This is a genomic window from Citrobacter amalonaticus (assembly GCF_001559075.2).
Taxonomy (GTDB): domain Bacteria; phylum Pseudomonadota; class Gammaproteobacteria; order Enterobacterales; family Enterobacteriaceae; genus Citrobacter_A; species Citrobacter_A amalonaticus_F.
In genome coordinates, this window is the sequence record NZ_CP014015.2 from 3,119,206 (window position 1) to 3,131,439 (window position 12,234).

Below are 12,234 nucleotides of genomic sequence, written 5' to 3' on the forward strand. Positions count from 1 at the left end.
GAGGCCTTTAAGTAAGACAGTGTGTTCATTTATTACGCTGGATTATGTAGTCCGCTAGCGCTTCCAGTGCCGAGGTATCGAGTGACTGTGCGGCCAGTTGGTTTAGCGACTGGCGAGCCTCTGCGATTAAATCCCGGGCTTTGTTCCGGGCTTGCTCAAGGCCCAGAAGTGCAGGATAGGTACTTTTGCCAAGCTGCTGGTCGGCGCCCTGACGTTTACCCAACGTTGCAGTATCGCCCACCACATCCAGAATGTCATCCTGAACCTGGAATGCCAGGCCGATACTTTCTGCGTATTTGTCGAGTATTGGCAGCGCATTTCTGCCTTTTTCTCCGGCGCTTAACGCCCCCAGGCGAACCGCGGCGCGAATCAAAGCGCCCGTCTTATGACGATGGATTTTCTCCAGCGCCTCCAGCGGCACCTGTTTACCTTCGGCGTCAAGATCCAGCGCCTGACCGCCGCACATTCCGGCGATTCCACTGGCGCTCGCCAGCTCGGAAATCATCGCGATCCGATCGCGGTCAGCAACTTCCGGCATCGGGGCGTCGCTGATAATCGAGAACGCCAGCGTTTGCAGGGCATCACCCGCCAGAATCGCATTGGCCTCGCCAAACTTGACGTGGCAGGTCGGCAGGCCACGCCGCAGATCGTCATCGTCCATTGCCGGCAGATCGTCATGGATCAGCGAATAAGCATGAATGCACTCAACGGCGGCTGCCGGGGCATCCAGCGTGTTCAGGCTGATACCAAACATCTGACCGGTGGCATACACCAGAAACGGACGCAGACGTTTACCGCCTAATAATGCGCCATACTGCATGGTTTCGACCACGGGAGTGTTCTGAAAGGGCAGTGGGGCAATAAAACGGCTCAGCGCCTGATTAGCCTGCTCGACGCAGGCCTGAAGCTGCTGCGAAAAATCCATTTACTCGTTATCCGCTGTAAAAGGCGTAGGGGATGCGTCTTCATTGTCAGACAGCAGGATTTGCACACGCTGTTCAGCCTGTTGCAACTTCACCTGACCCTGACGTGCCAGCTGCACGCCACGTTCGAATTCGTTCAGCGCCTCTTCCAGCGGCAGATCGCCACTTTCCAGACGCGTTACAATTTGCTCCAGCTCGTTCAGCGACGTTTCAAAGCTGACCGGCGCCTCATTTTTCTTCGCCATAATAAATGTCTGACTCTCAGTATTTTCAGCCCTGATATGGTAACGGACTCAGAGCAATTATCAAATTTACCCATCATACTTCAGGCTGCATGTACGTTGGCTGCATTCGCTCACTCCAGCCGCTTACTTGTGTCAGCGCCAGGGGATGCGCTCCTTTGCCGCCCGCCTGCAACTCGAATTATTGAGGGTATAACGCGCAATGTGCACAGGAATCGCGTGATAGTGGTATACTTCCGCGCCTGGATGCAGCCCTTAACGGGGTTGCTGTACTATTTCTCCACTACAAGCCGTAACTGGCTTGCTAAAGAACCATTGCCGCCATGAAGTTTATCATTAAATTGTTCCCGGAAATCACCATCAAAAGCCAATCTGTGCGTTTGCGCTTTATAAAAATGCTGACCGGGAACATTCGTAACGTTTTAAAGCACTATGATGAGACCCTCGCCGTTGTCCGTCACTGGGATAACATCGAAGTTCGCGCGAAAGATGAAAACCAGCGTCTGGCGATCCGCGACGCGCTGACCCGTATCCCGGGGATTCACCACATTCTCGAAGTCGAAGACGTGCCGTTTACCGACATGCACGATATTTTCGAGAAGGCGCTGGTGCAATACCGCGATCAACTGGAAGGCAAAACCTTCTGCGTGCGCGTTAAACGTCGCGGTAAACACGAGTTTAGCTCTATTGACGTGGAACGTTACGTAGGCGGCGGTTTAAATCAGCATATTGAATCGGCGCGCGTGAAGCTGACCAACCCGGATGTGACTGTCCATCTGGAAGTGGAAGACGATCGTCTGCTGCTGATTAAAGGCCGCTACGAAGGGATCGGCGGTTTCCCGATCGGGACGCAGGAAGACGTACTGTCGCTGATCTCCGGCGGCTTCGACTCCGGCGTTTCCAGCTATATGCTGATGCGTCGCGGCTGCCGCGTTCACTATTGCTTCTTTAACCTTGGCGGCGCGGCCCATGAAATTGGCGTTCGTCAGGTGGCGCACTATCTGTGGAACCGCTTCGGCAGTTCACATCGCGTGCGTTTTGTCGCCATCAACTTTGAACCAGTGGTCGGCGAGATCCTCGAAAAAGTGGATGACGGCCAGATGGGCGTGGTACTGAAACGCATGATGGTTCGCGCGGCGTCGAAAGTGGCAGAGCGCTATGGCGTGCAGGCGCTGGTCACCGGCGAAGCGCTGGGACAGGTCTCCAGCCAGACGCTGACCAACCTGCGTCTGATTGATAACGTCTCCGATACGCTGATTCTGCGTCCGCTGATTGCTTACGATAAAGAGCACATCATCAATCTGGCGCGCCAGATTGGGACGGAAGATTTTGCCCGCACCATGCCGGAATACTGTGGCGTGATTTCAAAAAGTCCGACGGTGAAAGCCATCAAGGCGAAGATTGAAGCGGAAGAACAGAACTTTGACTTCAGCATCCTCGACAAAGTGGTTGAAGAAGCCAGCAATGTCGATATTCGTGAAATCGCGCAGCAGACCCAGCAGGATGTGGTGGAAGTTGAAACCGTCAGCGGTTTTGGCCCGAACGACGTGATTCTGGATATCCGCTCCATCGACGAGCAGGACGATAAGCCGTTGAAGGTAGAAGGTGTCGATGTGGTTTCGCTGCCGTTCTACAAGCTGAGCACTCAGTTCGGCGATCTCGACCAGAATAAAACCTGGCTGCTGTGGTGTGAGCGCGGCGTGATGAGCCGTCTGCAGGCGCTGTATCTGCGTGAGCAGGGCTTTGAGAATGTGAAAGTGTATCGCCCGTAATCGCGATTTCCCCCGGCCATCCGCGCCGGGGGAACCTTATTCCTGCAAATGAAGCGCTTCGACGCTACTTACTAACTGTCCGGCAATCTGCGGCATGTCGTCTGTACTGAAGAACCCCATCGTCACGGCAATCGCCACCAGCTCTCCCTTTTTATTGCATAGCGGACAGGCAATCGACTGTGCGCCAGGGATCCCCTGTGTCGGATTGTGACGCACCGCGTAGCCCCGAGAGCGTATCTGCTCAATCAGTTGTGCCTGCGCCTGGTCTTGCGGCTGCCAGGCGGAATAACTCATGAATACCTGACCCGCTGAACTGGCGTGAAGCGGAACGGGCGTGTTGGGCAGAAAATCGATATCCACATTACGGAAGCTGCGATTGTAGTGCTTCAACACTAATCCGCCGTCCGTCTCAACCACCACGCCGGTAGAGTGGTTAAAGGTATCGCGAAACGCGATCAGCGCCGTATTAAGTTCACTCACCGGATCGCGTGCAGCCGCTGGATTCCCCGCCATCTGAAGAAGGGTCGATCCCAGGCAATAAAGTCCTTTTTCGTTTTGCCCCAGCATACCGGTTCGACAGAGTGAGACCAGATACTTGTGTAAACGACTTTTCGACAGGTTGCATCCCGTAGCGATATCGATGGCCCGCGTCTGGCCGTTTTGACTGGCAACGAACGCCAGAATGTTGACGGCGATATCAACCGAATTGACCCCTTGCGATGTTTCAGCCATATGCGTTCTCTTTTTTGATTCTTCGCGAGTATATCATCGCGGCTGAAATCAGTACTGTCTTCGCAATTTAAAAAGCTCACTACTCCTAAATGGTTAGATATTGACTTGCGTCAGGTTAATCACTGGTGAACCTTGGTTAACTAATAATGAACTTTTTTAGGGGCAAGAACATGGACGCATTGAGCAATATCCGCTTAAAAAGAAGAACCCTGTTAAAAGGGTTCGGTGTGGTGGGGTTATCCTCATTAGCGCCGACGTTTCTGACGCTGCGTCAGGCTAACGGTGCGCCTTTACCCCGATTTCGTCTTAAGCAATCGGATTACCAGACGTTCCGCTCGACCTGCGCGATGGAGTGTTTGCACTGCAACCTGACGGCGTACGTCTGGAAAGACCGGTTAATGAAAATTGAAGCGACGAAAGGCTTCAATGTGAAGTGCTGTTTACGGGGAATTAGCCGCACCAAATGGGTTTATCACCCATTACGGCTGACGCAACCATTGTTGCGAACAGGAGAAAAAGGCGAGGGGAAATTTAAACCGATAACCTGGGACGTCGCGCTGGATCTCATTGAAAAGAACATCCGGGAGACCATCGCCACTGAGGGCAATAAAGGCTTATTGCTCACTGCCGCTTCCGGGAACATGGACTCCATCAAGAACGATATGGCCAAAGCCTTTTTCGACTATCTAGGTGGCAGTACCAAAACCGCCGGTTCGCTCTGTTGCGCGGCGGTCACCGCGGCGATGATGCCGATGGTTGGCCTGCGTTATGCCGATACCCGCGACACCATTGCAGACAGCCGCTACATTTTGTGCTGGGGGAATAACCCGGCGGTCACCATGCATGCCTATTTCAAAAACTACTCACAGGCGCAGAGAAACGGCGCACGGTTGGTGGTGATCGACCCGCGATTTAACGAAACGGCGGCGAAAGCCGACGAGTGGGTACCAATCGTGCCGGGTACGGATATCGCCCTGGCATTAGGGATGATTAACATCATCATGCAGGAAAAACGCTATGACGCGGATTTCCTGCGCGCGCATACCGGTGCGGTTTATCTGGTGGATCCGCAGCAGCAACTGATGCGTGCCGATCCAAAGGACGCGGACAGCTATCTGGTGTTTGATATACAGAGTCAGACCCTGAAACGCCATGATGCGCCCGGCGTGATGCCTGCATTGTTGAGTGAGGAATTACCTGCCAACAGTGAATTCACCACCGTGCTGGATAACGTGTGGGCGCAGGCAAAACCCTGGACAGCGCAGAAAGTGGAGGAGGAGACTGATGTGCCCGCGCAGACGGTGCTCCGTCTGGCGCGAGATTACGCCGCAACGCAACCGGCGATGATTGTGCAGAACATGTCGGGGGCACAGAGAACCGAGTTTGGTACTTACGTTGCCGCCAGCCAGTTCTATCTGGCGTTGATCACCGGCAATATTGGCAAAGCCGGGGCGGGGGTCTGCGATGCGGGTGGCGTCAGACAGATGGCAAAATTCTCGCCCATCGTTCCTCCGGCGCCGAATGCGGCCAAAATTCCCGCCATTCCTATTCCCAAAATCGGTGACTGGGTCGTTAACGAAAAACCGCATGCGATTAAGTTCTGGTGGAATATGACGCTGGGTGCGATGACCCAGTTGCCCAATACCAACCAGGTCAGAGAGGCCTTTAAAAAGGTACCGTTTGTGGTGGTAGCCGACAACCTGATGAGTTCGTCTGCGCTATATGCCGATCTGGTGCTCCCCGTCACGACCATTTTTGAGGATGTCAGTCTTATGGCGGGCGTGCGCAGCCACTATGTGCAACTGATGGAGAAGGCGGTGGAGCCGCCGGGAGAAGCCAAACCCGATTACTGGATTTTTGCCCGACTGGCCGAACGCTTTGGTTTTGGCGAGGTTTTTAACCAGCCCATTGAGCACTATATCGATACCTGCCTGAAAGGCTCGGGCATTACCCGCGACATGCTGAAAAAGGGGCCGGTATGCCCCGTTGAAGAAGACTGGATCCCGTTTAAAGACGGCCAGTTCCTCACCTCGACCGGCAAAGCGCATCTGTACATTGAGGAGTGGGCGAAAAAGGATTTCCTGCCGGTGGTGACCTGGAAGCAGGTGAAAGAATCGGTTAAAGGCTCGCCTGAACTGGCTCAAACCTATCCGCTAATGGCGGTGCAGCGCAAATTGGCGCGCAGCGTGCACTCCAGCCACGGGATGAACGAGTGGATCCTGGAGGTTCAGCGTAACCGCCCGAACGTGATGATTCACCCGGAAGATGCCCGGCAGCGTAAGATTCAGCCTGGAGAGTGGGTCGTGGTGTTCAATCATCGCGGTCAGCATCGGGCGATTGCTGACGTGACCACCCATATCAAACGCGGAGTCGTGAGTCTGGATAACGGCTGGTGGGAGCAGCAGGGAGGAAGCAGTAGCCATGTGACCAACGATCAGGTGGAAGTGCTGGGGAATGGGCACTGTTGCAACAGTACGCTTGTTGATGTGAGAAGGGAGGCTTAATGGCGATGAGACAGTATGGATTTCTTATTGATATGCAAAATTGCTACGGTTGTAAAACCTGTAGCATGGCCTGCAAATCAGAAAACATGACGCCGATGGGCGTACTCTGGCGTCGGGTTCGCGAACGTCATACGGATGAGCCCAACACGCAGGCCTTCATCAGCATGTCGTGCAACCACTGCGATGACCCGCAGTGCATGAAAGTCTGCCCGGCGGGGACGTACAGCAAACGTGCCGACGGCATTGTCGTGCAGGATCACGATCGCTGCATTGGTTGTCGGATGTGCATCATGGCCTGCCCGTGGAGTGCGCCGGTGTACGATCCCGCCGAAGGGAAAACCAGTAAGTGCAATTTGTGTGCTGAGCGTCTCGATGAAGGATTGCAGCCGCGCTGCGTAGAATCCTGTCCGGCAGGCGTATTACGTTTTGGTGAGATCGCTGAGCTGCGTAAAGAGCATACGACGCAATGGGCGGTGCTGGAAAAACGCTACAACCTGCCCGATCACACGATTAGCCAGCCTAACATTGTCATTATTCCGCCGCGGGATTAAGGAGAACAACATGGAACATTATGAATTGCCATTGGTCTTCTTCACCGTCTTCGCTCAGTGGGGTATTGGTGGAGTACTGGCGCTGACGCTATGCCAGTCTTTCAGCGCACAGAAATTCAGCGCAATGCAGTGTCGTACGCTGGCGCTTCGGTTCTGGATCATTACCGTGCTGGGATCCTGTGCATCGCTGGCGCATCTGGGAGCGCCTGAAGGCGCTTACCGCTCCCTGACTGGACTGGAGAGCTCCTGGCTCAGTCGGGAAGTGGCCGCGTTTATTGTGCTCAATGGCGTGATGTTTTGCTGGCTACTGCTGTGCTGGTTCAGGCCTGCGCCGCGCGGAGTGACGCTGCTGGGCGGCGTGACGGCGCTGGTGGGGCTGGGCACCATTCTGGTGACCTCGCAGGTCTATTACCAGATGCCGCTACACCCGCTCTGGCACAACGTTGCGACGCCTGCCGCGTTCCTGGGAACGGCCTTGCTGACGGGGTTTATGAGCGTCGCCATTGCCCGAGCGTACTGGCATCTTTCACCTTCTACGGTCTGTAATGCGGGGATTGTGGCTGGCATTGTACTGAGCGCAGGCGCACTGGGCCTTCGCTATCAGGTTCCGGGTGCCGATGCGTCCAGCCCTCTGCTCTGGTGGCAGTTGCTTGCCAGCGTGTGTGTCGCAGTGTGGGGGATATCACGTCTGAACAGCGGGATGCGCAGTTGGGTATGGGTGGCATTAATCATCACGGGGGAACTGGCCGGGAGAATGCTGTTTTACAGTAATGTGATGGGTTCCGCTCCCTGGTTTTGAATGATTGGTCGGGGGTTTCCTGTAGGCCTGATAAGCGCAGCGCCATCAGGCATTAAACAACGATGATGCCGGATGGCGACGCTAAAGCGTCTTATCCGGCCTGGAGACTGATAAGCCTTGCGTCATCTTACTCGTAGTAATTATAAATGCCTGCTGCCATCACCAGTTGTGACGCGACTTCATGGGCTTTCTCGCGCCCAACCAACAGGTCGATAATCTTTAAACCAAAATCGATTGAGGTCCCCGGGGCCTGGCTGGTGAGCAACTTCACCCGCGGGTCCCAGACCACGCGTTTATCCTGCCATTGTTCAGCCGGAATGCGGTCTTTCAGCGCCGGAAAGCCCGTCATGTTGCCGATGGGGAAGATGTCGTGTGGAACGAGTACGGTAGCGGCTGCCGCGCAAATGGCGGCGACAATCCGTCCGGAGCGGTGAAACTGCTTAACGGTTTCGACCAGTAACGGACTGTCGCGAAAACACTCGGCGCCTTTAATGCCGCCCGGCAGAACGATGATGTCGTAGTCGCCATCGGCCACGGCAACCAGCGGCGCATCCGCCAGCAGTTTTACGCCGCGTGAACAGACAATGGTCAGACTGCCGTCGCTGGCGACGCTCGCGGTGGTGACGTCGATTCCACCACGAACCAGCAGGTCGATAGTGGTAACCGCTTCGGTTTCTTCACTACCAGGGGCGAGGCATACCAGTGCCGATGCGCTCATACTCACTCTCCTTTCGTTTTACTAACTCAAACAGGCGGCTGTTTTCCGGCACCGCAATCCCATGCGCACGGGCGCGTTTCAGCAGATATCCGGTAATGTAGTCAATCTCGGTATGACGCAGAGCCTGAATGTCCTGCAACATGGATGAGATGTTTTCTGCCGTACTGTCAATAACTTGCTCGACATAATAGCGTAAATCGTCGACTGATGTATGGTGACCTTCGCGTTCAATAACCGCCGCGACTTCCTGGCAAATCAGGTTGACCTCTTCAGGATGGTTGCGCAGTTCGCCATTCGGGCAGTTCCACAGCGCGGTCAGGGGGTTGATCACACAGTTCACCGCCAGCTTGCGCCACATCTCGGCGCGAATATTATTATGCCAGGCGACGTCAGGCAGTACGCATTGCAGCAAATCGGCGAGATAGCTGAAATCACCATCCTGCTCGCGCGCCGGACCGATACGCGTGGTGCCGTTCGCGACATGGATAATGACGTTGCCATCGCGACGTGCGGCGTGGGTGGTCGTTCCCATCAGCAAGGGTTGGCGGATAGTGTGCAATTCTTCAATCGTTCCCATGCCGTTATGGATCAACAGAATGGGTGTCGTTTCCGACAGTGTCGACGCCAGCGCTTTGACCGCGTCGGAGACCTGCCACGCTTTGAGCGTGACCAACAGCAGATCGCTGGTGGCTAAAAACTCCGGATCGTTTGCCGTCAGGGATTCGTTAAATATCGACCCGTCCGTCTCAATCACATTCACGCTGCAATAGGGCTGCGGAACGCGCAGCCAACCTTGTACGTCATGTCCCTGTTTGCACAGCGCAGAAAGCCATAACTGTCCTAAGGCTCCGCATCCCAGTACGGTAATTTTCATTCTTCCTCCTCACCCGCAACAGCACCAGGTGTTTGCTAACATAGTATAGCGCTGTCTGTTGGGTCACTTTGCAGGTATTATGCTTCGCATCAAAAATGAAGGGAGAGGAAAAGATGCCATCTTTCGATATTGTGTCTGAAGTTGATCTTCAGGAAGCACGTAACGGCGTGGATAACGCCATTCGTGAAGTTGAGTCACGTTTTGATTTTCGCGGCGTTGAAGCGACCATTGAGCTCAATGATGCCAATAAAACCATCAAGGTACTGAGCGAATCCGATTTCCAGGTTAACCAGTTGCTGGACATTCTGCGTGCCAAGCTGCTCAAGCGTGGCATTGAAGGGACATCCCTCGACGTGCCGGACGAGTTCGTCCACAGTGGGAAGACCTGGTTTGTGGAAGCAAAGCTGAAGCAGGGCATCGAGAGCGCCGTGCAGAAGAAGATCGTTAAGCTGATTAAAGACAGCAAGCTGAAGGTGCAAGCGCAGATTCAGGGTGAAGAGATTCGCGTGACCGGGAAATCCCGTGATGACCTCCAGTCCGTGATGGCGCTGGTGCGTGGCGGCGATTTGGGACAGCCGTTCCAGTTTAAAAACTTCCGCGATTAATCTTCAACGGTCCGGCTTTCCGGACCGTTTTCACTTTTACGCCCGGCTGATGGCCTGCTCAACCTCAAAGCGGTTGGTCACTTTGCTGTCGATCTTCACATAGGCGGAATGTTCCTGCTGGGCAATCAAAACTTCACTGACACCTTCTGTTGCCAGTAAACGCTGCTTCAGCACGTCATCGGCTGCAATCTCCGGTGGAATGACTACCCGCAGGCTGCTGACATACGGCGGCTCTTTCATGGTGCTGGCGACGGCGAGCCAGACAACGGCTAAAAACGCCCCGGCAAGGAAAACCGTCTGTCCGTCAAACATCCCGTCGACCCAACCGCCCAGTGAACCGCCCAGGGCGACGCCGAGGAACTGGCTGGTGGAATACACGCCCATCGCCGTGCCTTTATAGCCTGCCGGAGACTCTTTACTGATCAGTGAGGGAAGGAGGGCTTCCATCAGATTGAAGGCGAGGAAGAACAGTTGCACACCGATAATCAGTTCCCAGAAATGGCTGCCCGCGCCCCAGAGAACAACCTCGGCAATCACAATCAGCGCTACGCAGAACAGGAACACCCGTTTCATCCGCCGCTTCACTTCGGCGTATATAATAAACGGGACGACCGAGCCAAACGAAATCAGCATCGTCACCAGATACACTTTCCAGTGTTCCGCTGCGGGTAGTCCGGCATCAGCTAACTGGCCGGGCAGGGCAACGAAGGTGGACATCAGCAGAATGTGCAGACACATGATGCCGAAGTTAAGCTTCAGCAGTTTCGGTTCGGCCAGCACTTTGCTGAAGCTGCCTTTCACCATCCCCGATTCGCGATTGAGCACGTGGTTGTCACTGTCTGGCACCACCCACAGCGTCAGGATGATGCCAAGCGTTGCCAGGATGGCGATCATCCAGAAGAGGGCGTTGAGCCCCAGGGCGTGGGTAATGATTGGCCCAAGCACCATGGCGATTGCGAAGGTGATGCCAAAGCTCACGCCAATAAACGCCATTGCCTTTGTGCGGTTTTGTTCACGGGTTAAGTCTGACAGTAGCGCCATCACCGCGGCGGCGATCGCCCCCGAACCCTGTAACGCGCGGCCAAGAATAATGCCCCAGATGGAGTCCGACAGCGCGGCAATGATGCTGCCGAGGATAAACACAGCGAGCCCGCCGACAATCAGCGGCTTACGACCGATACGGTCGGAGAGCAGTCCAAAAGGGATCTGAAAAATAGCCTGCGCCAGACCATAGATGCCGATGGCGAGGCCAATTAACGCCTGGCTGGCTCCCTGTAGCGCCATGCCGTATGTGGTCAGAACCGGCAGGACCATAAACATGCCAAGCATGCGCAGAGAAAATACGGTCCCTAAACCCCAGGTGGCGCGCAACTCACCCGGCGTCATTTTATAATCGTTCATTCCCACCTCTGTCTTAATTTCGCGCCTAGTGTAAAGCGCTAAGCAGGCGGGGTAAATATGCGCTTTATTAACAAATGTTGGGGTTGTGAGTGGCGTCGGCTAGAGACGAAAATGCCGGATGACGAGACTAACATCTCTTATCCGGCCTACAAGCAATGTGCTTTTTTGTAGGCCGGATAAGGCGTCAGCCGCCATCCGGCATAGAAGATATGACGATTAACTTACCAGACGTAAGTCAGCAGATTGTGTGAATCCGGCACCATAAAGTCGACCGACATCATCACGGAGAGCGCGGTAATGGCGATGATGGAGAAACCGAACAGCTTGCGCGCCCAGACTCGGTCATCTTCCACTTTGTAACCGCGCAGCGCCATGCCTAACCACCAGACGCTCACCGCTGCCGCAACCACCAGATATTTATATCCGGCGTAGCCGCCCAGAGAGAGCATCAGCGTCGCGATGGCAAACGCGATGATATACAGCGTGATGTGGTTTTTGGCGACAGAGATGCCTTTCACCACCGGCAGAACCGGGATGTTAGCCGCCTGATAATCCTTAAAGCGGAAAATCGCGATGGCATAAGAGTGCGGCATCTGCCACAGGCTAAAAATCGCCAGCAGAATCAGCGCGCCGCTGTCGAACTCACCGGTTACCGCGCAGTAGCCGATCACCGGCGGCGCCGCGCCGGAGAGAGAGCCGATCAGCGTGCCGTAGACCGAGTGGCGTTTCATATACAGGCTGTAAACGCCCACATAAACCACAAAGCCCATCACACCCAGCCAGCAGGCCAGAGGGTTCGCGCCAAACCACAGCAGCATGAAGCCAGCAATACCCAGCAGGGTGGCGTACGCCAGCGAGACTTTAGGAGAGATCAGGCCTCTTACCAGCACCCGATTCTTGGTCCTTTCCATCTTTCTGTCGATATCCCTGTCGATGTAGTTGTTAAATACACAACCCGACGCCACAACCAGTGACACTCCGACCAACGTGTAGATGAACAAGGGATAGTCAATGCTGCCCTTGGAGGCCAGCAGGAATCCCCCGATCACCGAGATCAGGTTGCCAAAGATGATGCCTGGTTTCGTTACTTGCAGGTATTGCTTAAACATCATA

At 54.8% G+C, this 12,234-nt stretch carries 12 protein-coding genes; 5 read left to right on the top strand and 7 right to left on the bottom strand.

Going from position 1 to position 12,234, the window contains the following annotated elements:
• Positions 1 to 25: 25 nt before the first annotated feature.
• Positions 26 to 925, bottom strand: a complete 900-nt coding sequence (gene ispA / locus AL479_RS15015; RefSeq protein ID WP_043001594.1) for a (2E,6E)-farnesyl diphosphate synthase — start codon at positions 923 to 925, stop codon at positions 26 to 28.
• Positions 926 to 1,168 (bottom strand): exodeoxyribonuclease VII small subunit, encoded by a 243-nt coding sequence (xseB, locus tag AL479_RS15020; RefSeq protein ID WP_042324547.1) that lies wholly within the window; start codon positions 1,166 to 1,168, stop codon positions 926 to 928. It abuts the gene before it with no gap.
• A 320-nt stretch (positions 1,169 to 1,488) separates the two neighbouring features.
• Here xseB and thiI point away from each other — a divergent pair, with 320 nt between their 5' ends.
• Positions 1,489 to 2,937, top strand: a complete 1,449-nt coding sequence (gene thiI / locus AL479_RS15025; RefSeq protein ID WP_061076629.1) for a tRNA uracil 4-sulfurtransferase ThiI — start codon at positions 1,489 to 1,491, stop codon at positions 2,935 to 2,937.
• A 36-nt stretch (positions 2,938 to 2,973) separates the two neighbouring features.
• Here thiI and AL479_RS15030 read toward each other — a convergent pair whose 3' ends face one another.
• Positions 2,974 to 3,669: an IclR family transcriptional regulator gene (locus AL479_RS15030; RefSeq protein ID WP_061076630.1), complete on the bottom strand. Its 696-nt coding sequence runs from the start codon at positions 3,667 to 3,669 to the stop codon at positions 2,974 to 2,976.
• A 170-nt stretch (positions 3,670 to 3,839) separates the two neighbouring features.
• On the opposite strand from AL479_RS15030, the gene AL479_RS15035 reads away from it, so the two are divergent.
• Genes AL479_RS15035 through AL479_RS15045 form a run of 3 tightly spaced genes read left to right on the top strand, consistent with a single transcriptional unit; the run spans position 3,840 to position 7,523 of the window.
• Positions 3,840 to 6,173: a molybdopterin-containing oxidoreductase family protein gene (locus AL479_RS15035; protein WP_061076631.1), complete on the top strand. Its 2,334-nt coding sequence runs from the start codon at positions 3,840 to 3,842 to the stop codon at positions 6,171 to 6,173.
• The gene (locus AL479_RS15040) at positions 6,173 to 6,724 is read left to right on the top strand and encodes a 4Fe-4S dicluster domain-containing protein (protein ID WP_061076632.1); all 552 of its coding nucleotides are present in this window, start codon (positions 6,173 to 6,175) and stop codon (positions 6,722 to 6,724) included. The genes AL479_RS15035 and AL479_RS15040 overlap by 1 nt, the downstream gene beginning before the upstream one ends.
• A gap of 10 nt (positions 6,725 to 6,734) precedes the next feature.
• Positions 6,735 to 7,523 carry a dimethyl sulfoxide reductase anchor subunit family protein gene (locus AL479_RS15045; RefSeq protein WP_061076633.1) on the top strand — a complete coding sequence of 263 codons (789 nt, stop codon included), beginning with the start codon at positions 6,735 to 6,737 and terminating at the stop codon, positions 7,521 to 7,523.
• Between the two features lie 127 nt (positions 7,524 to 7,650).
• Here AL479_RS15045 and yajL read toward each other — a convergent pair whose 3' ends face one another.
• Both yajL and panE read right to left on the bottom strand, forming a co-directional pair.
• The gene (gene yajL / locus AL479_RS15050; RefSeq protein WP_061076634.1) at positions 7,651 to 8,241 is read right to left on the bottom strand and encodes a protein deglycase YajL; all 591 of its coding nucleotides are present in this window, start codon (positions 8,239 to 8,241) and stop codon (positions 7,651 to 7,653) included.
• Entirely contained in the window at positions 8,204 to 9,115 is a 912-nt protein-coding gene (gene panE, locus AL479_RS15055; protein WP_061076635.1) for a 2-dehydropantoate 2-reductase, read from the bottom strand. Before panE ends, yajL begins: the two co-directional genes overlap by 38 nt.
• Before the next feature lie 113 nt (positions 9,116 to 9,228).
• On the opposite strand from panE, the gene AL479_RS15060 reads away from it, so the two are divergent.
• Positions 9,229 to 9,720, top strand: coding sequence for a YajQ family cyclic di-GMP-binding protein (locus AL479_RS15060; RefSeq protein WP_061076636.1), 492 nt, complete (start codon positions 9,229 to 9,231; stop codon positions 9,718 to 9,720).
• A gap of 36 nt (positions 9,721 to 9,756) precedes the next feature.
• Here the strand turns inward: AL479_RS15060 and AL479_RS15065 are convergent, their stop codons facing one another.
• Positions 9,757 to 11,121 carry an MFS transporter gene (locus tag AL479_RS15065; protein WP_061076637.1) on the bottom strand — a complete coding sequence of 455 codons (1,365 nt, stop codon included), beginning with the start codon at positions 11,119 to 11,121 and terminating at the stop codon, positions 9,757 to 9,759.
• Between the two features lie 221 nt (positions 11,122 to 11,342).
• Entirely contained in the window at positions 11,343 to 12,233 is an 891-nt protein-coding gene (gene cyoE / locus AL479_RS15070; protein ID WP_081093670.1) for a heme o synthase, read from the bottom strand.
• Between the last annotated feature and the right edge of the window lies 1 nt (position 12,234).